This window comes from Escherichia sp. E4742, assembly GCF_005843885.1.
GTDB lineage: Bacteria > Pseudomonadota > Gammaproteobacteria > Enterobacterales > Enterobacteriaceae > Escherichia.
This window is the reverse complement of record NZ_CP040443.1, coordinates 1,039,024-1,060,561: the sequence shown is the minus strand read 5'-3', so window position 1 is coordinate 1,060,561 and position 21,538 is coordinate 1,039,024. Positions and strand designations below refer to the sequence as shown.

At 52.6% G+C, this 21,538-nt stretch carries 25 protein-coding genes; 20 read left to right on the top strand and 5 right to left on the bottom strand.

All coding sequences use genetic code 11. The features are described from left to right. Positions 1 to 25 precede the first annotated feature (25 nt). From FEM44_RS05110 to FEM44_RS25825, 3 genes are all read right to left on the bottom strand, one after another. Entirely contained in the window at positions 26 to 526 is a 501-nt protein-coding gene (locus FEM44_RS05110) for an outer membrane beta-barrel protein (protein ID WP_135524218.1), read from the bottom strand. A gap of 64 nt (positions 527 to 590) precedes the next feature. Next, positions 591 to 1,532, bottom strand: coding sequence for an omptin family outer membrane protease (locus tag FEM44_RS05105; protein WP_138158896.1), 942 nt, complete (start codon positions 1,530 to 1,532; stop codon positions 591 to 593). A 263-nt stretch (positions 1,533 to 1,795) separates the two neighbouring features. Continuing rightward, a complete protein-coding gene (locus FEM44_RS25825) occupies positions 1,796 to 1,981 on the bottom strand; it encodes a DUF1093 domain-containing protein (protein ID WP_368074187.1) in 186 nt (61 codons plus the stop codon). Positions 1,982 to 3,382: 1,401 nt separating this feature from the next. On the opposite strand from FEM44_RS25825, the gene FEM44_RS05085 reads away from it, so the two are divergent. From FEM44_RS05085 to FEM44_RS05030, 12 genes are all read left to right on the top strand, one after another. Beyond that, on the top strand, positions 3,383 to 3,727 hold the full coding sequence (locus FEM44_RS05085) for an integrative conjugative element protein, RAQPRD family (RefSeq protein ID WP_057698393.1): 345 nt from the start codon (positions 3,383 to 3,385) through the stop codon (positions 3,725 to 3,727). Continuing rightward, the gene (locus FEM44_RS05080; protein ID WP_135524132.1) at positions 3,727 to 3,969 is read left to right on the top strand and encodes a TIGR03758 family integrating conjugative element protein; all 243 of its coding nucleotides are present in this window, start codon (positions 3,727 to 3,729) and stop codon (positions 3,967 to 3,969) included. The genes FEM44_RS05085 and FEM44_RS05080 overlap by 1 nt, the downstream gene beginning before the upstream one ends. A gap of 43 nt (positions 3,970 to 4,012) precedes the next feature. Then, complete coding sequence (locus tag FEM44_RS05075; protein WP_171022596.1) at positions 4,013 to 4,411, top strand: TIGR03745 family integrating conjugative element membrane protein; 399 nt, start codon at positions 4,013 to 4,015, stop codon at positions 4,409 to 4,411. A 12-nt stretch (positions 4,412 to 4,423) separates the two neighbouring features. Continuing rightward, positions 4,424 to 4,789 (top strand): TIGR03750 family conjugal transfer protein, encoded by a 366-nt coding sequence (locus FEM44_RS05070; protein ID WP_135524131.1) that lies wholly within the window; start codon positions 4,424 to 4,426, stop codon positions 4,787 to 4,789. Next, entirely contained in the window at positions 4,786 to 5,448 is a 663-nt protein-coding gene (locus FEM44_RS05065) for a PFL_4703 family integrating conjugative element protein (RefSeq protein WP_138158894.1), read from the top strand. The genes FEM44_RS05070 and FEM44_RS05065 overlap by 4 nt, the downstream gene beginning before the upstream one ends. Beyond that, on the top strand, positions 5,448 to 6,395 hold the full coding sequence (locus FEM44_RS05060; protein WP_135524151.1) for a TIGR03749 family integrating conjugative element protein: 948 nt from the start codon (positions 5,448 to 5,450) through the stop codon (positions 6,393 to 6,395). Before FEM44_RS05065 ends, FEM44_RS05060 begins: the two co-directional genes overlap by 1 nt. Continuing rightward, positions 6,385 to 7,887, top strand: a complete 1,503-nt coding sequence (locus tag FEM44_RS05055) for a TIGR03752 family integrating conjugative element protein (RefSeq protein ID WP_135524130.1) — start codon at positions 6,385 to 6,387, stop codon at positions 7,885 to 7,887. The genes FEM44_RS05060 and FEM44_RS05055 overlap by 11 nt, the downstream gene beginning before the upstream one ends. A 32-nt stretch (positions 7,888 to 7,919) precedes the next feature. Then, positions 7,920 to 8,312 (top strand): TIGR03751 family conjugal transfer lipoprotein, encoded by a 393-nt coding sequence (locus FEM44_RS05050; RefSeq protein ID WP_112935046.1) that lies wholly within the window; start codon positions 7,920 to 7,922, stop codon positions 8,310 to 8,312. Between the two features lie 207 nt (positions 8,313 to 8,519). Beyond that, positions 8,520 to 11,216, top strand: coding sequence for a conjugative transfer ATPase (locus FEM44_RS05045; RefSeq protein ID WP_441316613.1), 2,697 nt, complete (start codon positions 8,520 to 8,522; stop codon positions 11,214 to 11,216). A 4-nt stretch (positions 11,217 to 11,220) separates the two neighbouring features. After that, entirely contained in the window at positions 11,221 to 11,601 is a 381-nt protein-coding gene (locus FEM44_RS05040; protein WP_000882413.1) for a hypothetical protein, read from the top strand. Positions 11,602 to 11,701: 100 nt separating this feature from the next. Continuing rightward, positions 11,702 to 11,926, top strand: a complete 225-nt coding sequence (locus FEM44_RS05035; RefSeq protein ID WP_135524128.1) for a hypothetical protein — start codon at positions 11,702 to 11,704, stop codon at positions 11,924 to 11,926. 385 nt (positions 11,927 to 12,311) lie between these two features. Continuing rightward, the gene (locus FEM44_RS05030; RefSeq protein ID WP_096147722.1) at positions 12,312 to 12,515 is read left to right on the top strand and encodes a DUF1187 family protein; all 204 of its coding nucleotides are present in this window, start codon (positions 12,312 to 12,314) and stop codon (positions 12,513 to 12,515) included. A gap of 214 nt (positions 12,516 to 12,729) precedes the next feature. Here the strand turns inward: FEM44_RS05030 and FEM44_RS05025 are convergent, their stop codons facing one another. Together FEM44_RS05025 and FEM44_RS05020 are read right to left on the bottom strand one after the other, a co-directional pair. Continuing rightward, on the bottom strand, positions 12,730 to 13,386 hold the full coding sequence (locus FEM44_RS05025; protein WP_135524127.1) for a DsbA family protein: 657 nt from the start codon (positions 13,384 to 13,386) through the stop codon (positions 12,730 to 12,732). 211 nt (positions 13,387 to 13,597) lie between these two features. Then, positions 13,598 to 14,221 (bottom strand): potassium channel family protein, encoded by a 624-nt coding sequence (locus FEM44_RS05020; protein ID WP_135524126.1) that lies wholly within the window; start codon positions 14,219 to 14,221, stop codon positions 13,598 to 13,600. 163 nt (positions 14,222 to 14,384) lie between these two features. Between FEM44_RS05020 and FEM44_RS05015 the strand changes: the two genes are divergently transcribed. From FEM44_RS05015 to FEM44_RS04975, 8 genes are all read left to right on the top strand, one after another. Further along, positions 14,385 to 14,780: a TIGR03757 family integrating conjugative element protein gene (locus FEM44_RS05015; protein ID WP_135524125.1), complete on the top strand. Its 396-nt coding sequence runs from the start codon at positions 14,385 to 14,387 to the stop codon at positions 14,778 to 14,780. Continuing rightward, positions 14,777 to 15,751 carry a TIGR03756 family integrating conjugative element protein gene (locus FEM44_RS05010; protein WP_138158892.1) on the top strand — a complete coding sequence of 325 codons (975 nt, stop codon included), beginning with the start codon at positions 14,777 to 14,779 and terminating at the stop codon, positions 15,749 to 15,751. The genes FEM44_RS05015 and FEM44_RS05010 overlap by 4 nt, the downstream gene beginning before the upstream one ends. A 13-nt stretch (positions 15,752 to 15,764) precedes the next feature. Next, complete coding sequence (locus FEM44_RS05005) at positions 15,765 to 17,219, top strand: integrating conjugative element protein (protein WP_138158890.1); 1,455 nt, start codon at positions 15,765 to 15,767, stop codon at positions 17,217 to 17,219. Beyond that, complete coding sequence (locus FEM44_RS05000; RefSeq protein ID WP_001422118.1) at positions 17,212 to 17,547, top strand: hypothetical protein; 336 nt, start codon at positions 17,212 to 17,214, stop codon at positions 17,545 to 17,547. The genes FEM44_RS05005 and FEM44_RS05000 overlap by 8 nt, the downstream gene beginning before the upstream one ends. Before the next feature lie 2 nt (positions 17,548 to 17,549). Then, positions 17,550 to 19,136 (top strand): conjugal transfer protein TraG N-terminal domain-containing protein, encoded by a 1,587-nt coding sequence (locus FEM44_RS04995; protein ID WP_240731802.1) that lies wholly within the window; start codon positions 17,550 to 17,552, stop codon positions 19,134 to 19,136. 603 nt (positions 19,137 to 19,739) lie between these two features. Further along, positions 19,740 to 20,303, top strand: a complete 564-nt coding sequence (locus FEM44_RS04985) for a hypothetical protein (protein WP_135524116.1) — start codon at positions 19,740 to 19,742, stop codon at positions 20,301 to 20,303. A 20-nt stretch (positions 20,304 to 20,323) separates the two neighbouring features. Further along, positions 20,324 to 20,482 (top strand): ABC transporter ATP-binding protein, encoded by a 159-nt coding sequence (locus tag FEM44_RS04980; protein WP_138158888.1) that lies wholly within the window; start codon positions 20,324 to 20,326, stop codon positions 20,480 to 20,482. Positions 20,483 to 20,508: 26 nt separating this feature from the next. After that, positions 20,509 to 21,156, top strand: coding sequence for a DUF2726 domain-containing protein (locus tag FEM44_RS04975; protein ID WP_138158886.1), 648 nt, complete (start codon positions 20,509 to 20,511; stop codon positions 21,154 to 21,156). Positions 21,157 to 21,538: the final 382 nt, after the last annotated feature.

Below are 21,538 nucleotides of genomic sequence, written 5' to 3'. Positions count from 1 at the left end.
GCGTCAGTGCTTCCCGCTGTTGTCATCAGAACCGGTATCCAATACCCAGTATCCAGGTATTATTATTCTCGCCCAGCAGACGGGAATACTCCCATGAGGCATCGATAACAACGCTTTGCCACGGATTTATCTGTAAACCGAGAGCGCCCATTGCCCCTCTGTCTTTATGATTGATGGTATTTCCTGTTATCCACTGTTCTTCCTGTTCTGCAGAGGCTATTCCTGCAAGAGCATAAATACTGAGGGACGGAGAAATACGGTAAAAGGGGCCCACTGAAAAGGCATCATAGCCGCCGGCACTGTTAACTATTATTCCGGGCATTAAACTGGCTATGCCCGTATATGAAAAGCCCGCTCCCCATTTCTCATTAAATTCATAACGATATTTGAGGTTTATTCCTGCTCCGGTATATGCACCGTCAGTTACGCCGATGCCTGCGGATATGGAATGTTTTTGCTCACTGGCATTGGCTGTGGTGATAAAAGTCATCAGTGTGCATACCAGTAGTATTTTTATATAGCGCATACACAACTCTCCCGGGAGATAAAAAATGAAGTATTCATGGCGTGGAATGCCAGATATTGTGGTATCAGAACGTGTATTTCAGACCTGCGGTGGCGATGAAGTTATAGTTTTCTATGCCCATCCCTCCCGGGTTTTTATCGAATATTCCGTCTCCATAATTATATTGTGTGGCATCGCCTTTTTTGTTTGTGATACGATTCCAGGTCCCTTCCACATAAACTCTGGCATTCGGAGTGATATAATATCCGGCATTTGCTGTAACAGAATAATAGTTCTGATTTTTTATACTCCCTCTGAATGTTGTGGTTCTCAAATAATGCTCATCGTTATCGGATGAACGTACCCAGCTGCTGTATTTAAACGCGCCGCCAAATTCAACATTGCCGTAACGATAACTTCCTGTCAGCCCGATATAAGGCATTCTGAAGCGTTGTGTATAACCAATGCTTTTTCTGTCCAGTGGGTCAGTGCCACTGATTTGTTCACCGGTCTCAAAATTTGTGTCAACCCAGGGGCCGCCCGTCGCGTTAAAACTGTAACGGCTTTCCTGATAGCCTGCCATTATGCCAAGGCGATAATCCGGTTCGTTTAAAAACCAGCCTTTGATATTCAGGTCCCATTCATTGGCATATTTTAATCGGGTGTTGGGGTGCCAGCTGCGGGCTGTCCAGTCGTTTGTATCTACACCCTCCCAGTCGGTATCGGTCATGAAACCACCACGCTGACCAATAGTGGACCACCCGGCGGCGCTGAATGTCGTCCATGGCGTAACATCCCAGTTAAGGGCTCCTTTTAAAATGGCGGCGTTATTGTATTTCCAGTCCAGCTGGCTAAGTTTGCTGCCATCCCGGGAAGAGTAAACCCGTTCTTTTGTTTTACCGCTCAGAGTGCCCAGGCTGATGTCTGTGCTGACTTTTTCAGGAGTAAAGAGAGCAGGGGCGGTACTGGCCTGCACGGCAAAAGCGGTGGGGGCGCAGAGTACAAGAATAAGCTGTTTTAATTGCATAAATGAAGCTCCATTTTGGTTATTCCGCCTTTTTATTATTTTTTATGATATCTGGCGTCAATACTGAATGTCCGTGTTGTTTGGGTTTTGTTTAATTATCTGTGTAGGGGGAGTAGGCGGATTTGATGGTGGTTGATGATTCTGGCGATAAATAAAATCGCCAGAATATTAGTATATAGTAATTAATTATTATCAGAGTCTTGATTGCGATGTTTTATACTTTTGTGTGTACCACGCCGGTTTTTAATGAATTTTGTACATTATTACAGAGAAGGATTTTCTCTCAGTTGTTTTCGTGCATCTGGTGGAATGGCATGGAGTGGTATCTCTTCCCAGGAGATAACGTCGTCGTTACGCACATAAATCTGAAGATGGGCGCCGGGTCTTAATACATGGCTGGTTGTAAACTCCAGTGATTTTTCTGTGCCGGTGGCGGAATAAGCTTCGATCAGATAAGTGAATTTCCAGGGGGGCGGCCATTATCGATGGGATGATCTGTTGATATTTTTACGTAATATGGCTCACTCCCGATACGTTTCGCCATTCTGATAAGGCTGCCCGCATTAAATATAATGGCGATAATAGTAACGATGATTATTATTTGTAAAGACCGTTTCGCTATTTTCTGCATGTTATTTTTCTCCATAAAATAGTTATGGTGAAAGGCAAGTTTATATGTGGTTGAATATCAGGTAAACCCTGCGGTTGCTTACGTGCTGTTTTGTGAACAGCACCAATATTATGCGCTTTATCTGAAAGATGGTATTACAGCTGATTCCTCTCCGCTGAATCTGCAACATTTCCGGCATGTTATTCCAGTGGATCAGGTTGAAACTATTTCTTTGTTCGATACAAGTATATATCCTTCTTTTGATGAGTGTACTTGCAGGAAGCCCTCATAGCGATAGTATCGTGAAGCATATTTACTTAGAGCCGCGACACCCTGGTGTAAAACTTGTTTTTGTAGCAGGGTGTCGGCCTGTTATCATCAGTGCGCATCAGTGGAAAACTGCCAGTGTCAGTTCACCGATGAGAGAAACGGGCGGAAGATTGTCACTGTCAGCACGGGGATGATAATAACATTCAGTACAATAATGATCCCGTTGATGGTCTGTATGACGTAACATGCCCACAGAGGGTAATGGGGTTCTTCCAGACGGAGGTAATTGAGAAATACAAACCAGAAGGCGCAAAAAAATAACCAGCCCAGAAGTAGGGGCTGAAACAGATGTTCAGGCGTATTCTCTCCTTTTGAATGGGCATGCAGATAAACAGCCCCGGAACAATATCAAAGCGATCAGGTTAAGTTGCATATGCTGTTTTCTTCAGAGAACGTACTGGTCAGAAAGCAGGGCTGCGTATCAGTTCCCGCAGGAAAACGGGCAGTGTGATGATAAAAAAAACGGCGATGCATTGCATGATGGTCCATACCCAGGGCGGAAAACGGAGTTCTGCAACTTTGATGAAGCAGTAAAACAGGAGCCAGAAGGCAAGTGCGCCAGCATATATCTTCAGTGTAAGCTCAGTCATTATTCCGCCTTTATTGATGTTACAAATGAGAACAGCGTAATTTCTGAGCGTTGTTCCCGACAGCGTTAATTCATTCACGTCACGATGAAATTATTCGCCAGTGCAAATTCCGTTTTTTGCCAGCCCGGATGTCGGTGCAAATGTGTGAGTTTGCCAGCCAACACCATCAGAATCCTTGCTCAGCGCCGGAAAATCTTCCGGTGTTCAGCCATGCTGCTTTTCCCGTGAAAATTTTCAGTTCTGCAAACAGAGTTTATTGCTGATCTGTTTCCCAGCCTTACGCATCCTGTACGTACCGTTTAACTCTGAAGGAGGTGCGTATGCGTTCTTTTCCGGCATCAGCCTGTCGTGTCGGCCGTCGGGCCGGTGCCGCGGGGATGCTGTTTCTTTTCACCCTTGCCATACCCGTTCAGGCGGCTGAACAGGATGAACTGGCCACCGCCATGCGCCAGCTTGATCAGGTGCAGGCGGCGCTGGAACGGGCCCGGGTGGCTGCAGTTCAGTCCGGTTCGTCTGAGCCATCCCGTTACTTCTTTGATTATCCCCGGGCACGTGCCGATCTGGAGACCATCCGTGATGGCATTGACCGCTATCTCACGCCCTCCCGGGCCCAGCCCCGCACAACGTCAGCCGTGAACGGTCATTACCGGCGGGAGCGTCCCTGATGGGCATGTCTGCCGCGCAGTCCTCCGCCTTTAAAGCGGCTTCCGGGGAAATGGATATCAGCGTGCTGCATCTGCTGTCACTCGGGCTGCTCCTGGCTGTGCTGTTTCTCTGGGCGGCCTGGGCGCTGCTGGATGTCTGGGCGGGCTGGAGTAATGAGAAAGTCCGCAGCGCAATGCTGGGGCGCTTTTTTATCCGGCTGGCTCTCCTGCTGGTTCTCAGTATCTGGATGTTTGCCAGCTGAGGTGATTTGTTATCTGAATCATGATTACGAGGATTTTGTGTTTATGAAGTGGTGTTTTCGTTTTCTGAAACGTCTTGTTTCTCTGCCGCACACAATGCTGTTACGCCTGTGGCAGGCCGTGTTCTCACTGTGTTTGCTGCTCTGGATGAGTATGCAACCGGCGCTGGCTGATCTGCCTCAGATGGAGCCGCCGTCATCGGGAGGTGGCAGCGGGCTGTTCGGGCAGATTAAAGGCTATTCCCAGGACGGTGTGGTGCTGGGTGGTCTGATTATCTCCGCCATTGGGTTTATTGTCGTGGCGAATGCCGCGATTTCCACGTTTGCGGAAGTGCAGGATGGCAAAAAAGGCTGGACGCAGTTTGGTGCCATTGTGGTGGTGGGGGTGATCCTGCTGGTTGCGGTGATCTGGCTGCTGACCAAATCGGCGTCCATCATTCTGTAAGGAACGCCGCCCATGCAGACCATTCATTTTTTACCCGATCGCCTTAACGTGGAGCCGGCTGTGTTCCGGGGCTTCACCACGCCGGAGCTGGGGCTGGCTGCACTGAGCGGTGCCGGTCTCGGCCTGCTCTGGCCGTTACCGCTGCTTCCGCTGACCGGCTGGGTGATTATCCCGACAGGAATGATGGTCACGCCGCTGTTACTGGTCTGGTTCGGCGGAAGCTGGATCACCCGGATGAAGCGTGGCAAGCCGGATAACTGGCTCTGGCAGCGGCTGGAGGAGAAAAAGTGTCGTGCCGGTATGGGGCGTTCATCGCTGATTATAGTGGCGCAGGGCTGGTCCCTGCGCCGTACCCGGCCGGTAAGGAGAGTATCATGAGTCGTTTTCGTCACGCCCTTCAGGACAGGGACCAGCATATCCGCAGCCTGCGCATTATCAGTGCCGTGCTGGCAGGATTTCTGTTACTGGCCTGTATTGGCTGGATGACTGCCCCCAGTCGCCTGACCATTCATAATCCGCCGGATTTGCGTTCCGGCAGTACCCGTCCGTGGTGGGAAGTGCCCCCGTCGACGGTCTACTCCTTCGCCTTTTATATCTTCCAGCAGTTAAATGCCTGGCCGAAGAACGGTGAGGTGGATTACCCGGCGAAAATTCATGCCCTGTCGGCCTATCTGACGCCGTCGTGTCGTGAACTGATGGAGGGAGATGCCCGCCGCCGTAAGGATGCAGGGGAACTGCTCGACCGCGTGCGTGTGGTGTATGAAATCCCTGAGCACGGGTACGGTGGTCGCTACAACAAAAATCCGGTGACCGTACAGGGCCGGGATAACTGGCTGGTACGTCTGGACCTGGTGGCGGATGAGTATTTTCATGCCGAGCCGGTCAAACGTGCGCTGGTGCGTTATCCCCTGAAAGTGGTGCGTTGGGAGGGGGACCCGGAACATAACCCCTTCGGGCTGGCACTTGACTGCTACAGCGGTACACCACAACGGCTGGAAGCCGCGCCGGTGGCTTCAGGCCCGGGAGGTGCGCAGTGATGGTAGCTACCGTTCGTCATTTCCTCCGGAATAGCCTGACGGCGCTTCCGTTACTGATATCTCCGTTTGTGCTGCATGCTGACGAACTGATGAAGTGGGAGCGTATTCCGTTATCCGTACCCCTGAAGGTGGGGCAGGAGCGGGTGATTTTTGCGGACAAAAATGTGCGGGTGGGATTCCCGCCGGCACTGAACGGTAAGCTGCGGGTACAGAGTACCGGTGGTGCCGTGTACCTGAAGGCGGACAGTGCCTTTCCGCAGACACGACTGCAGTTGCAGGATGTGGAGACCGGGGAAATGATTCTGCTCGATGTCACCGCCGGTGAACAGGGACCTTCTGAGCCGGTACGTATTGTGTATGACGGTGAGGTCAGCATGGTCAGTCAGGCGACTGACCTGATGAAACCGGCGCCCTCATCCGGCAAAACCTCCGCCGGTCAGTCGCGGGCACCGGGACAGGATGATGGTACGCAGGCCCGTCGTCAGCCGGTTCGTTACAGCGCGCCCCTGCCAGTGCTGCTGACCCGTTACGCCGCCCAGTCCCTGTATGCCCCGCTCAGGACTCTGGAGGCGGTGCCGGGTGTTCACCCGGTCAGTCATCACCTGCCAGGGCGCATCACCACCCTGTATCCGTCAGAGCCCCTGACCGTCACGCCACTGGCAGCATGGGGCGCCGGCGGGCGTTCGGTGGTGGCGCTGAAGCTCACCAGTACGGTCAGCCGTAAGGTGGTGCTGGACCCCAGGGCTCTGCAGGGAAACTTTGTGACCGCCACCTTCCAGCATCGCTGGCTGGGACCTGCAGGCTCACCGGAGGACACCACAACACTGTATCTGGTGACAGAGGGCAGACCGGACAGGGCGTTTATCGCAGAGCCAGTCCGCCGTAAAGTCACCACAGCCCGTAAGACAGGGGGCAGCGCCCGTGGGGAGGTGAATCGTGCAGATTAAATCCAACACGCTGGTCAAATTTGTGGTGCCCGCTGTGGTTGTGGGTGGGGTATTCATCGGGCTTAAAAGCTGTGGTGATTCAGCGCCGTCATCAGACCCGTCAGCACAGCAGACACAGGTCCTGGGGACTCTGTCTCAGGAGGAACTGAAGGCGCTGGGTGTTGAGGGTGACACGCCGGAAGATACCCTGCGCACGCTTATCGGGCGTCTCAATCAGGTACGTGAACGTCAGCAGACGCTGGACGAACAGAACAGCAGACTGCTGAAGGAGAATGAACAACTGCGCAAACGCGGAACGGATGTGTCCGGTCAGCTGAACGATGCCGTGGCAGGACTGCAGAAAAGTTATGAGGAGAAGCAGCGCCAGCTGCAGAACGAGCAGAACACCCTGATGGCAAAGGTGCAGTCCCTGACGGAACAACTGTCACAACAGGGGCACTCCGGTAAGGCGGATGCGAACAACAGTACCGACAGCGATATTCCCCTCGGGCTGGGGCTTGACGGGCTGAGCGGTTCCCCGGGCAGCGCGGTGTCACAGGGGGCCGATGGCCTGATGTGGGTGACGCCGGCTGACCAGTCACAGCCTGACCCACGGGATGTGGCAGGGGGCAAAAGTGGTCCCCGTTTCCCCACCTCCTTTCTGGATGATAATCCGCTGACCCGTCAGAAGGCGGCGTATGAACAGCAGGTGAAGGGATACAGTAACGAGAAACAACAGGCCACCACACAGGCCGTCTACACCCTGCCGGAGAATGCCACCCTGGTCGGGAGCCGGGCAATGACGGCCCTGCTGGGGCGTGTGCCGGTCAACGGCACGGTGACAGACCCTTATCCGTTCAAGGTGCTTATCGGTAAGGACAACCTGACCGCCAACGGCATTGAACTGCCGGATGTGGAAGGGGCCGTGGTGTCCGGTACCGCCAGTGGTGACTGGACGCTCTCCTGTGTGCGGGGCCAGGTGAACAGTATCACCTTTGTGTTTGCTGACGGGCGGGTTCGCACGCTGCCGGCACCGGATGTGAATGGCACCACCAACAGCAATCAGCAGACGAAGAACGGGAATAACACCGGCGGCATTGGCTGGATTTCGGATGAGGACGGCATTCCGTGTATCAGTGGCACCCGTAAGTCCAATGCTGCTACATACCTGCCCACCATTTTCGGTCTGTCTGCCGCGGGGGCGGCCGGTGAGGCCCTGAGCCAGGGGCAGTACACCACGCAGAATAACGTCAACGGCCTTTCTTCTGCGCTGACCGGCAGTGCCGGGGAGGCGGCACTGGGTAAGGCGATTTCCGGCGGAATGAATGAGACAGCAGAGTGGGTGAAGCAGCGTTACGGGCAGACGTTTGATGCCATTTATGTGCCACCGGGAAAAAGGCTGGCCGTTCACATCACCCGCCAGCTGGCGATTGATTACGAAGACCAGGGCCGTAAGGTGCGTTATGACTTCACCCTGCCGGGAGAGGCGGACGCACAGGGTGGTCTGGACTGAGGGAGCAAACCGTGAAGCATTTTTTTTCTGTAATGACCCTGATTACCGTCACGCTGACACTGTACGGCTGTGCGACATCAAAAGAGGAACTGCTGCCCGCCGGTGACCAGACGATGCTGGAAATCTGGCAGGGGCAGTCTGGCGGCGGAAGCGCCCGTTCTGCTGCGGCAGCCCGTGACACACTGCGGCGTCCGCTGACAGAAACGGAACAGCAGGACGCAGCGCAGACGGACCGCAGTTACAGCCGGACACAGGAGAGTGAAATCAGCCAGCAGTTTCCACGCCTGCCCAACCCGGACATGGTGATGTATGTCTTTCCGCACCTTGCAGAGGGGAACTCACCGGTACCGGGCTACAGCACGGTGTTTTCATTTTACAGCCAGACGCAGTATGCGATGCCCGGTGAACGCACGGCAGCGTTCTGACGGGGCAGATGAGCTGAGTGATGGTGCCGGCGTGATGCCGGCAGTTTATCAACGTATGTTAAGGGCGTAAGTAAGATGGTTTTCCCGCTGTTTAAAAAGAACGTGAAACCGGCAATATCTGCAGAGACGACCGTGTCAGCAGAATGCGCGCAGCATTCAGGAGGCGATGACGCCGGTACTCCCCGTAACCTGACCCGCCCCGGGCGAATGACCCGCCGGGAGGAGGCGAAGATTTACCATGCGGGCCCGTCCATTATTGATTTTCTGCCCTGGGTGGAATACCTGGATGAAGAGCAGTGCCTGCTGCTGGATGACGGGGTGTCTGTCGGGGCGGTGTATGAGGTGACACCGGCAGCCACGGAAGGGCGCACGGCAGAGCGTCTTGAGCAAATCCGTGACACGGTGGAGGATGCCCTGCAGGACAGCTTTGATGAATACGACACCCACCCCTGGGTGGTGCAGTTCTTCTGTCAGGATGAAAATGATGTGGATGCGTATCTTGACCATCTGAAGGGGTATGTTAAGCCCCATGCGCAGCGCACGGCTTTTACAGAGGCCTGGCTGGGTGAGATGGAACGGCATCTGCGGGGAATTGCCCGCCCGGAAGGGCTTTTCACGGACACGCTGGTGACCGGTCAGCCCTGGCGTGGTCAGCAGCGACGGACCCGGATGGTGGTGTACCGCCGTATCGGGAAAAACAGCCATGACCCGATGCCGCCGGTGGCGATGCTGAACCAGGTGTGTGAACGCGTGGTGGGGGCGCTGGGCGGGGCGGGGGTGCGCTGTACCCGTATGAACGGTCTGCAGGTGCATGGCTGGCTGCTCAGACTGTTCAATCCCCGACCAGAGTGGGTGGACAGGGACACACTGTACCGTCTGGCCACTCGCGCGGCACCGCAGGAGACCCCGGAGGGTATGATGCCGGTGATGACCGACTTTGCGGAAAGTCTCTGGTTCACGCCGCCGGTGTCGGATCCGGAAAACGGTGTGTGGTGGCTGGACGGACTTCCGCATGCCGCCGTGGTGGTGGAGAAACTGCGTACGCCTCCGGCGCCGGGGACGCTGACCGGTGAGAAGGCCCGGGGCGAAAAGACGGTGAATGCCCTGATGGATACGTTCCCTGAAGGTACCCTGTTGTGCATGACCATTGTGGTACAGCCGCAGGACACACTCGAGGAGCGTTTTACCCGTCTGTCAAAAAATGCGGTCGGGGAAAACACAGAGTCCATTCGTGCCCGTCAGGATGTGGCCACCGTGAAGGAATATCTGGGGAACCGCCACAAACTTTACCGGGCGGGGATCAGTTTTCTGTTACGGGCAGAGGATATGGACAGCCTGAAGCGTAAGCGGGTGGCTCTGACCACGGCACTGCTGGGCGCCGGCCTGCAGCCGGTACGTCCGGAGTTTGATGTGGGGCCACTGAACAGCTGGCTGCGTGCGCTGCCCATGTGTTTTGACCCGGATACGGACAGGAAGCAGTGGTACACGCGTCTGATGTGGGTGCAGCATCTGGCGGGGCTCCTGCCGGTGACCGGGCGGGAAACAGGCACCGGTCATCCCGGATTCAGTTTCTTTAACCGGGGGGGGGATGTGCTGACATTTGATCCGCTGAATAAACTGGATCGCACCCAGAATGCGCACCTGCTGCTGTTCGGTCCGACCGGCGCCGGGAAATCCGCCACGCTGTGCTCCTCGCTGTCGCAGATCATGGCCGTACATCGCCCCCGTCTTTTTATTGCTGAGGCTGGTAACTCGTTCGGGCTGCTTGCTGATTATTTTGAGAGCCTCGGGCTGAGCGTCAACAAAATCAGCGTGAAACCGGGCACCGGTGTCAGCCTGCCGCCGTTTGCGGACGCGCATCACCTGGTGGCACAGGGACAGACCCTGCAGGATGTGGATGAACAGACACTGCCGGATATTGATGATGACACGCAGGACGAGAATGAGGAGCAGCGCGATATCCTGGGAGAAATGGAGATTTCTGCCCGCATGATGATCACCGGGGGGGATCCGAAGGAAGAGGCGGCACTCAAACGGGCGGACAGGGCGATGATCCGCGAAGCCCTGCTGATGGCCACGCACACCACATACCGGGAGGGACGCCAGATGCTGCCGGCGGATTTGCAGTCGGCACTGTGGGAAATCTCCCGGGACAGTCAGCGAAATGAACTCCGGCGGACGAAAGCGGCAGAGATGGCGGAAGCGCTGGGGATGTTCACCCAGCCGGGCAGTTTTGAGGCAGAGCTGTTTAACCGTGAGGGGGCGCTGTGGCCGGAGGCGGATGTGACGCTGATTGATCTGGGGCATCTGGCCCGTGAGGGGTATGAAGCCCAGATGGCGCTGACCATGGTGTCGATGACCAACATGATTAACAACATCGCGGAGCGTGACCAGTATCTGGGGCGGGATATTCTGTTTGCGGTGGATGAGGCACACATTGTGACGGTGAATCCGTTGCTGTCCCCGTACATGACTAAGGTGGTGAAAATGTGGCGCAAGCTGGGTGCCTGGCTGTGGCTGGCCACGCAGAACCTGAAGGACTATCCGGATGTCGCCGAGAAGATGCTGAATATGGCCGAGTGGTGGGTGTGTCTGACCATGCCGCCGGAGGAGGTGAATAACATTGCCCGCTTTAAGGCCCTGACAGAGGAGCAGAAAGCGGTGCTGCTGTCAGCCGGCAAACTGTCGGGGTGTTACACGGAAGGGGTGGTGCTGGCGAAGAAAGTGGAGGCGCTGTTCCGTGTGGTGCCCCCGAGTATTTACCTCGCGCTGGGGATGACGGAGAAGGAGGAGAAGGCGGAGCGCCGGGCGTTAATGAAAGTGCATCAGTGCAGTGAGCTGGAAGCCGCATTTCATGTGGCCCGGAAGCTGGACAGGCTGCGTGGGCTGACTGACGGGGAGTAAGACGATGCTGTGTCTGAAATATCCGGAGCCGGAAGAGGTTTCACAGGGGCATCCTGCCGGAAGTGTGTTTGTGCTGCCACCACAGGGGCAGCCCGGTGCCAGTAGTGCCACCCGGGATAATCTTGAGCGTCTGCGCGGGCATCTGCAGAAGCAGCTGGGGCCGGTGACGCGTATCTGTTGCCAGCCTCAGCGTGTGGGGGTGAACAGCAGCGTGGCGGTGGCACTGGAAGGGCGGTCGGGTCAGCAGGTGAATCTCCTGCTGACGGTGAGTGGCCATGAGGGCTGGCCGTCGGAGGAGGAGTATGCACATCCCCGCTGGTATATCCCGGTGACCGATGCTGCTGATTTGTGTTATCTGCTGCTGTGGCTGGCTGAGTTAAAGTGAGGGGATATGTGCACTGATTTTAATGCTGCTCCGGTGCCCGCACTGACCGGGGTGACAGTGATATATGGCGTATTTCAGATTAAATAAAGAGGGATGAAGTATGAACTCTGGTTATGATTTACCGGGAGGGCTGGGGCCGGTAAGGGAACGGATAATTGATGACCCATGGTTTTTTCTGTCTGTCGCACTGATTCTGTTGGTCGTGGTATATGTCGTGTCGTTGGGGCTTAAAGAAGTTATTTTCAGTATCAGAAAGGGGAAAGGAAAGAGAAAAACACTCAGGGAGGCATCGCGTTCGCGGGGCACGACTGATGAAAAAGTCTGAAAAATAAATCAGAGTATTACAGATGATGGATGACTTTCGTTATTATGAACGGGCAGACACTTATTGTTATGCAATCTACTCTTATTACCAGCATTATTTCCATCGTTTTCCGCACTCCGGTGCGGTTTTTTTATTTCCGAAACTGACCGACGGGAAAAATCCGAAAAATTTTTCAGGAGTTGAAATCAGCAGAAGGCTACGGGCAGAATTTTCAGGGTAAAGTTGTTTCATTGTTTTTTTATTGCTCTGGACGGTTCGCCCGCAGGAGACGCGGGCTTTTTTTAGTCTGTCTTCGCATGAGCCATTGCTGCCCCGCTGACTTTTTTTCGCGCTTACGTCACTGGTGATGGCTCAGTCGAAGATATACTGGTTACAGAGATGAAGTATGGCTGTGCGTTACAGAATTACGGCAACGATAATGAAGCCCGGTAATCTGCCGGTGCTCTGGACCCGTTATTCAGACCACCGGATGACCCGGACAGAGTGTGAGAAAATGTTTTCCATTCCGAAAGAGCCCGGTCGCTCTTTTGGCGATAAAGTTCGGGTGGAAGACTTTCGTTGTGTGGCGGTTGAGAACGAAAAAGTCTGAAAATATCACGTTGCAATAAAAATGAATGTTATATGGTGATAACATTCTGTCTCTGTCAGGTGAATGTTTCATCATGATATTAAACACGAATGATGGCTTACTTACATTGAGATATCAGATTTCCGGGCATGATTGCCCGGTTTTTTTATTTTATATACCCGCAGCTCTGCCTGTATTCCGGAACAGGCAGAGCGGATATAACGACCGGAATACGTCAGGGATTTGTCATCATCAACTGACGCACCACTTCAGCAAATTCCTTTCCGTAGCCTTCTGTGGAGCCGTCTTTAATACCGTTGTTTTTAATCTGGTACTTACCGTTGACATAAAAAGCCGGCGTTCCGGTAAGACCAAATTCCTCAGCAGCCTGTTCCTGGCGGGCAGTCATCGTTTTTACCATAAAGCTGTTTCTGGCGGCATCAAATTCACCGGCATCCACGCCGGCCTGAATGAATACCGCCCTGATATCGTCTTCGCTTTTTACCGAGCGCTCTTTCAGAACGGCTTCAAACAGGGGGCCTTCCACTTTGTCTTCCACACCCAGTGCCCTGGCAATGGACCAGGCTTCAGTAAGCTGTTTTCCCATCGCCCCCATAAAACTGGCATGGTATTTTTCAACTTTCCCCCCTTCAGGCAGTATGTTTTCAATATTTTTACTGACCTGGTAAGGGCTGTAGAAGCTGCTGCAGGCGGGGCAGTAGAATGAGAAAAATTCCACGACCGGCGGCGCTTCTTTTACCGGGTTATCGAGCTTTGTGTACTGTCTGCCTTCAGTGACGGTGACAGCAGCCTGTCCGGGCAGGCTGGCAACGAAGAATAAGGATAAAGCCAGAAGGGCGCGGGTTGTTAATTTTGCAGATATCAAAGTCATGTTTACAGGTTATACAATCAGATATTGAACAATGGCTGCAGCCCTGACCGACCTTAGTTGCCGGGCGGGAAGCAGGGGCTGCTGCCACCCACATAACGTTAATGTATTCAGGATGTACGGTGTGTATCCTGGCCGTATACGACTTACTTGTGACAGCTTCAGACGTCGTGAGTTCAGTTCTGTCTGTGATATCAGGGACTGACGCAGGGGATTATTTGTCTGATACTGAAAATCCACTGACAATGCGGGCAATAAAAACCAGTGAGTAAATATAGCCAGTGAGAATAACCAGAATGGTGGCATTACGGGCCGGCCAGCTGACGGCCACAATATCGCCATAACCCACAGTCAGAATACTGATGAAAGAATAATAGAAGAGCTCATTCATCATCTGCAGCTCATCATGCGACAGTCCCCGGAACGCGCCAGGCATGTGGTTTTCTATTGCTGAGAACATGAAAAATCCCATATAGCCAATCAGTAAAAAGCCGCTCAGTGCGGCACAGACAGACTCTGTGTTTATCCGGGCAGAGAAAATCACCTGTCGGAATACAATCACGGACAGGGTGAGGAAAAAGACCAGATAACTCCAGTAGTACAGTTGTGTCATGGCGCTGGTAGTGTGCAACCAGTGTGTGGTGACAAAAATTATCAGCAGCACAATAAATGAAACGACCTGATAGCGACGTTGCAGCAGATTAACGCCTGCCACAATCTGCAGCACTGCATTCAGATTGTAACCTGCAGCGTCCGGCTGAAACAGGTTGAGAAAGAAAGTGCTCAGCAATGCAGTGAGAAGAAAAGCGAATTTGTGTTGTTTCATTATCTTTAACATAAAGGAAGTATCTCTGTCTGTTCAGATACCCCAGAGCATAATAAAAATGGATTTGGTCAGGAAAGCCTGAGAAATTTTCAGTTTCCGGTTTTGAATTTATTGGTGACCTCAATTCTGGTTCTGCGCACGCTGTCAGGTATGTATTGTCTGACGGAGTCATTCCATGTACCGGAAGCTGTTGTATTCCTTTCTTACCCTGCCGGTGATATCAGTTGCCGGCACTACCGTTTATACCGATTCGGCACATCTGCCGGTTAATCCACCCCCTGATGTACAGGTTGTGTTGCTCGACGGGCCACAGCAACTGCAGGATGCTTTTTTTGGTCCGTTGCCGGCTGACCCCGAAGCCGCTGAGGCAGCTGTTCGTGAACACATGCAGTCTCCTGAATGGCAGCCTGCACAGGCTGACCTTGCAGAACGTTATCGCCATGTGACCCACGCCTGGTCGCTGGGGCTTAAAAAATATCCGGCGGTGGTGTTCGATGACCGGGAAGTGGTGTACGGCACCACCGATGTGGCACAGGCTGAACGACTCCGGAGTCAGGGAGGTCAGCCATGACGGGGCTGCGAACACGACGTTATGCCGGTGCTCTGCTGCTGTGTATGGCGACCGTTTCTGTGGCTGACGCTTCCCTGAATACGGCACAGATAGTGGCCGGTGCCATTTCTCAGAGCTGCATCAGCTGGCGGGTCAGCGGTATCTGTTACTGGCTGCACTGCTCCTGGTCGGGGTGTCGGGTCAGAACGTCCGTGAAGGTCTCACATTTTATTCCTGAAGCAGTGGTGTCCACCTATACCGCACCGGGCGGTAATCCCTGGCGGGAAATGGCTCTGGTCAGTCAGACATCCGGCGGTGTGGAGAACGCCATCAGCAGCGGGATTGCCGGGCTGTCTGCTGGCGGGGGAAACCCGGCTGATATGAAATCGCCGGGGCAGCGTAAATCTGCCATCCGTTTCAAATACGCGGATGCGCTGGGGCATCCGGCAACGTTGCTTATCGGGGGCAGCATTCCCGGGTATTCGTGTGAGTCTGCTGCCACGCCACTGAGGCCTTATTTTCTCAGCACGCTGGACAGCCTTGCCTGGCGTACCGGCATGCCTGAATCCCTGTATCCCGAAGCCATGATACCCGGCAGACGGGAGCTGGGGAATCAGCGCAATGCGGACATGTGGGGAAATATCTACCCCCGTTCCGGTTTTGTCAGCCAGACCGATGATGACAAAGCGGCAGCCCTGGTGGCCCAGCGGGTGGCGGATATCATCACCCGCACCGGAGAACCTCACGTTTATCAGTCGCTGAAAGGCCGAAAAAAGGATGGCTACTGGCCACCGGATGCGGTGGAAGAAAACACCGGCACCCGTAATCACAAATGGCAGCGACTGACTCCTTCCGTTTCTTCATCCTGCGCCGTATTCCCGGATGGCAGTCATGCCGCGCCGGAGGACGGTAATGCCGCGTTTGCTCTGTGGCGTCCCTACAGTTGCTGCAAAAAGCGGGGCCAGAAATTCCTGGGCAGTACGAATTTTTAGAGGAAAGCAAATCATGAAGCATAAACCACAACTGACAAACATCGTGGCACTGGCGGTCATGCTGGCCTGCAGCACAATGGCCGGTGCGGCGGAGAATGAACGCAGTACGTTCGGCCTCTCCCTGCCACAGGTGAATGACAGTGCCATCGGGTACGGGAAATCCATTGATGGTGCCATTTCGGACAAACTGTTTTACACCCTGGGAGGCGGGTCAGTGATATCTCAGCCGGCGACCCGGAGCAACATGAAGAAGCTCGGGGTGGATATTGGCTGGAGCAGCAACCTGATGTGCGGCAACTTTGACCTGAAAACCACGGTGGGTAATCAGCTGAACGGGGTGACGGACGGTTTTAAAAACCTGATGGGGGATGTGATACAGGGGGCAACGGGCGCGGTGGCCAGCCTGCCGGCGATGGTTATCCAGCGGGCTAATCCGGGGTTGTATGACGCCCTGACTAACGGGGTGTTACAGGCAAATGTGGCGTTCGACAAGGCACAGCTGAACTGTCAGAACATGGCGAAGCGCATGATGGAGTTCTCGGACAGCAGCAAGTGGACACAGGCTGCGGTTATGGAGGAGTACAAGTCACTGGTTAACAGTGGTGAAGCGGATGCTGTCAGCGCCGACAATAAAGCACAGAAAATGACCGGAAAAAAAGGGAGTACCTGGATTGGCGGACAGAGTCGTGGTGGTGCCGGACAGCCAGCTATTCGTCCCACACATGATCTGGCAGCAGCGGGGTTTAACATGATGAATAACCTGCCGGTCACCAGTACATCCACGATCAGTGCAGCCAGTTGTACCGGAAGTGTCTGCAGTAAGTTCAGCAATGCTGAAGAGGCGGCAAAGGCGGTGGTGAAAGTACTGGGCGATCGTTCCATGCGGACCTGTGTGAATGCAACGGAGTGTACCAGCGGGGATGAAGATCAGCAGCCGGGGACCTCTGTTGCCGGAACGGGGTTTGCCCCGATGCTGGAAGAGGCCGTAAAAGTGAATACGGAGCAACTGGTGAAGCTAGTTAATGGCACGGAAAAACCGACAGCAGCAAATCTGGCCAGACTCCGGTCCGGCAGTCTGACGGTAACGGCCGGAGTGATTAAGGCGCTGCAACGGGATCCGGATAATGCCGCACTGACCGGGCGTCTGGCTGGCGAACTGGCCATGGCGGATACGGTGGAGACAGCACTGCTGATGCGCAGGATGATTATGACGGGGATGTCGGAACCAAATGCAACAGAACAGCCTCGTGCTGTTGCTGACGGGGAGCGCCGTATTGAGGCGCTGGACCGGGAGATTGCCGCGCTGAAAAACGAGATGGAACTGAAGCGTGAACTGGCCCGCAACAGCGTGCTGACCATTATTGAACGTGAGAATCAGCGAGTTGGCGTTAACCCGCAGACGGAAAGTGCAGACAGCTCTGATACCCGAATTAATCAACTGGAGCAGGGAGCAGATGAAGATGAATAAACGTAACGCCCGTCAGCGTCTGAAAGCGGTGCTGCTCACAGGCGGTATCCTGCTGGCATTTATGGTGGTGGCGCTGTTCATTGCGGATATGGCCATTCGTCATCCGGAAGGAACTGCCGCATTCAGTACGTGGATGCGGGCTCACCGTTCTGGCTGGCTGCTCTGGCGTCTGTGCATTTATATCCTGCTGGGCTGGGGGATCTGGCGTATCGCGCATGCGCCGGGATTCCGGGCGGAATACCGCCAGCCACTGATACGTATCTGTTGCGCCAGTGTGGCGTTTATTCTGGTCTGTGAATACGCGCTGCTGAAGGCGCAGGGAGGCTGATGATGACAACAAACAGCTATCTTGAATATTTTCTGACCCTGCTGGGCTGGCTGATTAATAATGGCCTGTGGGATGTGCTGCTGGGAACCGGGCTGTTTGCACTGCCACTGGTATTTAAGGTTATTGGGATCTGGTTGCGGGTCAGGGAAGAAGGGGAGGATGAGGGGAATAAGGGGCTGCTCTCGCTGCCCCGTATTGAACATGCGCTGTACATGGGATTCTTTGTGATTATCAGTTGCTGTGTGCCGCTGGTCAATGTCAGTCTGGGGACTATTGAGTATGACGGCAACCGTGCGAAGCAGTGTGGGACATGGACGCCGAAGGCGCCGGATAAGACCGGGTATGCCGGTGTGATTTCCAGCATGGACGGTAAAACGGCGCAGATCCCGCTGTGGTGGCTGATGGTGCACAAACTTTCAAAAGGGGTGACTCAGGCTGCCGTGGCATCCATTCCCTGTTCGCCGGATATGCGACAGATGCGTTTTGAGGTTCAGCATACCCGAATCAACAATAAGGCGCTGATTGAAGAACTGCAGGATTTCACCAATGACTGCTACTCACTGGCGCTGTACAGCTGGAAGCACCAGGATCAGGGAATGACAACGGATAAAAATACGCTGCGGGATATTGAGTGGATTGGCAGCAGGACATTCCAGTCGCGTTATTACAATGAGCTGCAGTCAAAGATGCCGAGAAGTGCGTTTCCGTGGAATACATCCCGTGACAGTGGACGCCCGAATACTGGTCGTGGTGGTTACCCGACCTGTAATGAGTGGTGGAGTGAGGCGGATGTCGGGCTGAAAAGCCGGGTGATGAAACAGGCCGATCCCGGTATGTGGCTGCGTCTGTCAGCGACGATGAAAATGATCGGGAATACAGGCAAGGAGTATGAAGAAGCGGTGATACGCCGTCTGGTCAGTCCAGTGAATATGACAGTGTCACATGGTGGCAGAGCCTATGCTGGTTATGGCGGGAATGCGGATTTGTCGCTGGATAATGCGGTGACCCGCGTGTTCTCAACAGGGGGCGTGGCGCTGGGGAGTCTGGCGGCGTTTCCGGCCCTGGATGCGATGCGACAGGCATTACCCATGGTACAGGGGATCCTGTTGATGGCTATTTACGTGATGTTACCGCTGATTCTGGCGTTTGCGGCGTACGAGATAAAGACGGTGATTACACTGACGTTTGTGATTTTTGCGACTAATTTCCTGACGTTCTGGTGGGAGCTGGCACGATGGCTGGATTCATGGATGTTTACAGCGCTGTACAGTTCGGGAACGCACAGCCGTTTCAATATGGCAGGATTTCAGAATACCTCAGATGACCTGATTATGAATCTGGTGATGGGCAGTATGTTCCTGATTTTACCGGCGGTCTGGATGGGGGCATTATCCTGGACCGGGGTGTATATTGGAGGAGCGATGACTCAAAGTATGGGAGATGGTTCTAGACAAGTTCAGGCATCAGGAGGCAGTGCTGTTAATATGTTGCAGGATGCTGGGTTGCGGGGGATGTCTGGGGGCACGTCAGCAGGCTCAACAGGCCAAACAGTAGGCTCGGTAGGTCAAAAATTGAATAAGCAAAAATAATTCCAGCGCGGTAAATATTAAATCAGGGGATTGAAGGATACTCTGAAATCCCCGATTTTATGTTTTTAATTAATTTCCATCGCGCTCCCATTGTTCTCTCCATATAGGACGCTCCCATTCTTCTCTCCATATAGGACGCTTCCATTGTTCTCCTTCGTACTCAAAATTCAAGTCATGCCTCTTTTCAAGACTATCACATTGTGTATTAAATCCGGCACCAACACATCGAAGAATGTATGCAACAGCCCATGTAAACGCCAGACACCCGAGAACTGCCGTGATACTGAAGAGTGCACAAACCACAATTCCGGTTAATCCAATAGCCAGCGGAAGCCGTCCAGTCCAGGCTGGCAGATGCCTTTTTCTGGCCGCATGAACCCAGAAGTTGTCCCACTGACGAAGCGTTCTTACGAGTCGTTTCCACTGAATGGCAAACCGTTGTCCTCTGAGATAAGCGGCTTTGTTAGTCGTTTTCATAAGAAAAACTCCTAATTTTCAGTCCTATGTGATGAATTTAATGTTCAAACTATAAGCCATTTTTGTATAAATATAGGTGAAAAACCATACAGAATCTACCGATAAATGTCTCAAAAGGAGGTGTAAATGTTGAGTAAAAAATTGTTATTGGTTTGTGTTTCATGCCTGGCGTTAACTGCCTGTTCTGTTGATGAAATTGCTTCGGTTAACAAGCAAATTAGTGATGGTGCTTTTGCTTTAACGGGGGCATTGCGTGGAAACTCATCGTCTGCGGATTCAAATGGAATGCCGGTTTTAAGTCAGGTGCAAAAACCGGCGACAAAATCCAGAACGCAGGAATATTCAGTACCCGTTGATGTTGATACAGCTGCTGCTCGCCTTAAACGTTATTACGAGTTTATATCTTTCGATGAAATTGAAGCTATCCGCAAAAAAAACACCAGTGGGGAATGGGCGGCATCAGCAATACTTGAACAGAACCCTGTATGGGAGGTTATGCCCGGTAGTTATTATAAAATGGGTCAAAACTGGGACGATTATGATCATCTGACTATTGAAGTGGAAAAGAATGGGGCGGGAAGTAAATTATATATTACGTTTAAATCGCCATCGGATAAAAGACTGAATAGTGAAAGTCTCAGGAAACTGATGTTGAATATTAAAGATGTTGCTGAAGGGAAAATTCGTTAATTGATGATGAGATCGTGTTTATGTTAAAGAAAATTGTCCTCGGATTGTTAATTGTTGCGCTGGTCGCTTTTTCTTTTGATTTTGGTCGGCGGTGGGAGCTGTCTAAAACAGCAGAATATTGTTCTTCAATTGGCAAAAAAATATCTGATGCTGGTCCCGCATATTGCATCGAAAAGTAATCTGTAAATGGAGATGGTTTGATTTTATGGACTATATTGTTATTTTTGTAGTAGGTTTTTTTATCGGTCTTGTATATGGTAGCGGTAAAAAATATGTAAAAGATAAACATGTGAGTTATTACCGTGAAAATCGTAATAACGATTTCCAGAAAGCAAATAGTAATGTTGAAAAATATGAAAGAGATAATAAGGTATACAGAAATCCCCGCTGGGAGGGAAAAGATGAAATATTCTGGGGGATGATGAATTCGCAAATTTTCCTTGAAAGAAAACGTGGGCCATATTTATGCACTGATCCTGAAAATAAGTATTTGTTGAAATTAACTGAGTGGTTTGGTGACATTTGTTACATAAATTGTCAGGTGTCTTTAGGGCAATTGGTTGATTTTAAGGCTAAAAATAATAAGCAATTTACTGAGGAGGAAAGAAGGCGGTTTTTTAGTATCTATGCTTCGATGGCAATGGATTATGTACTTGTGTACAAAAAAACAAAAAGAATTGTTTGTGTCATAGAGCTTAATGATGGTTCACATAATAAAGAGGAACGAATCGAACGAGACAGAAAAGTTGCTGAGTTATTGAAACGTTGCGATATTTCATTTCTCCCAGTATCTATTGATAAGATGGATATTAAACCTGACATATGGAAAGACAGAAAAATAGAGAGTAAATGATTATTTTGTATCTACGGAATATTAATGCTCAGGCTGGTTAACCCCGGCCTTTTTATTTTATGGACAGACGTTTCTATGAGACTATTGACATATAAAAGCCCATCTTGTTAATCTTTTCCCGCTTTAATGTCGCTGTATGCGACCATCCAAATCCCCAGTAGTCTGAGAGGGGAGCCTTCGGGCGGCTACCAGCCAATGCTTTAACGATCTGAGAGAAGCGCCTTCGGGTGATCGTAATGTTCTCGTAGCTTGGAAGAGAACGCCTTACGTGGCGGTACATCCGTTTAACCTCTGGGAACGGATATCACGGAACCGTGATTGAGGTCGTGCTGGCCTGAGGCCAGTTGTTCTATGCAGGCATCCTGCAGATGCCATGATTCTT

Excerpts from the sequence above, each read along its gene's own strand:
- FEM44_RS05045 (WP_441316613.1), top strand. The coding sequence starts at position 8,520 with ATGACCCGCCGGGAGGAGGCGAAGATTTACCATGCGGGCCCGTCCATT.
- FEM44_RS05085 (WP_057698393.1), top strand. The coding sequence starts at position 3,383 with ATGCGTTCTTTTCCGGCATCAGCCTGTCGTGTCGGCCGTCGGGCCGGT.
- FEM44_RS05030 (WP_096147722.1), top strand. The coding sequence starts at position 12,312 with ATGGCTGTGCGTTACAGAATTACGGCAACGATAATGAAGCCCGGTAAT.
- FEM44_RS05025 (WP_135524127.1), bottom strand. The coding sequence starts at position 13,386 with ATGACTTTGATATCTGCAAAATTAACAACCCGCGCCCTTCTGGCTTTA.
- FEM44_RS05075 (WP_171022596.1), top strand. The coding sequence starts at position 4,013 with ATGAAGTGGTGTTTTCGTTTTCTGAAACGTCTTGTTTCTCTGCCGCAC.
- FEM44_RS05010 (WP_138158892.1), top strand. The coding sequence starts at position 14,777 with ATGACGGGGCTGCGAACACGACGTTATGCCGGTGCTCTGCTGCTGTGT.
- FEM44_RS05060 (WP_135524151.1), top strand. The coding sequence starts at position 5,448 with ATGGTAGCTACCGTTCGTCATTTCCTCCGGAATAGCCTGACGGCGCTT.
- FEM44_RS05005 (WP_138158890.1), top strand. The coding sequence starts at position 15,765 with ATGAAGCATAAACCACAACTGACAAACATCGTGGCACTGGCGGTCATG.
- FEM44_RS04975 (WP_138158886.1), top strand. The coding sequence starts at position 20,509 with ATGGACTATATTGTTATTTTTGTAGTAGGTTTTTTTATCGGTCTTGTA.
- FEM44_RS04985 (WP_135524116.1), top strand. The coding sequence starts at position 19,740 with ATGTTGAGTAAAAAATTGTTATTGGTTTGTGTTTCATGCCTGGCGTTA.
- FEM44_RS05070 (WP_135524131.1), top strand. The coding sequence starts at position 4,424 with ATGCAGACCATTCATTTTTTACCCGATCGCCTTAACGTGGAGCCGGCT.
- FEM44_RS05105 (WP_138158896.1), bottom strand. The coding sequence starts at position 1,532 with ATGCAATTAAAACAGCTTATTCTTGTACTCTGCGCCCCCACCGCTTTT.
- FEM44_RS05020 (WP_135524126.1), bottom strand. The coding sequence starts at position 14,221 with ATGTTAAAGATAATGAAACAACACAAATTCGCTTTTCTTCTCACTGCA.
- FEM44_RS05080 (WP_135524132.1), top strand. The coding sequence starts at position 3,727 with ATGGGCATGTCTGCCGCGCAGTCCTCCGCCTTTAAAGCGGCTTCCGGG.
- FEM44_RS05065 (WP_138158894.1), top strand. The coding sequence starts at position 4,786 with ATGAGTCGTTTTCGTCACGCCCTTCAGGACAGGGACCAGCATATCCGC.
- FEM44_RS05015 (WP_135524125.1), top strand. The coding sequence starts at position 14,385 with ATGTACCGGAAGCTGTTGTATTCCTTTCTTACCCTGCCGGTGATATCA.
- FEM44_RS04995 (WP_240731802.1), top strand. The coding sequence starts at position 17,550 with ATGACAACAAACAGCTATCTTGAATATTTTCTGACCCTGCTGGGCTGG.
- FEM44_RS05035 (WP_135524128.1), top strand. The coding sequence starts at position 11,702 with ATGAACTCTGGTTATGATTTACCGGGAGGGCTGGGGCCGGTAAGGGAA.
- FEM44_RS05040 (WP_000882413.1), top strand. The coding sequence starts at position 11,221 with ATGCTGTGTCTGAAATATCCGGAGCCGGAAGAGGTTTCACAGGGGCAT.
- FEM44_RS05000 (WP_001422118.1), top strand. The coding sequence starts at position 17,212 with ATGAATAAACGTAACGCCCGTCAGCGTCTGAAAGCGGTGCTGCTCACA.
- FEM44_RS04980 (WP_138158888.1), top strand. The coding sequence starts at position 20,324 with ATGTTAAAGAAAATTGTCCTCGGATTGTTAATTGTTGCGCTGGTCGCT.
- FEM44_RS05050 (WP_112935046.1), top strand. The coding sequence starts at position 7,920 with ATGACCCTGATTACCGTCACGCTGACACTGTACGGCTGTGCGACATCA.
- FEM44_RS05110 (WP_135524218.1), bottom strand. The coding sequence starts at position 526 with ATGCGCTATATAAAAATACTACTGGTATGCACACTGATGACTTTTATC.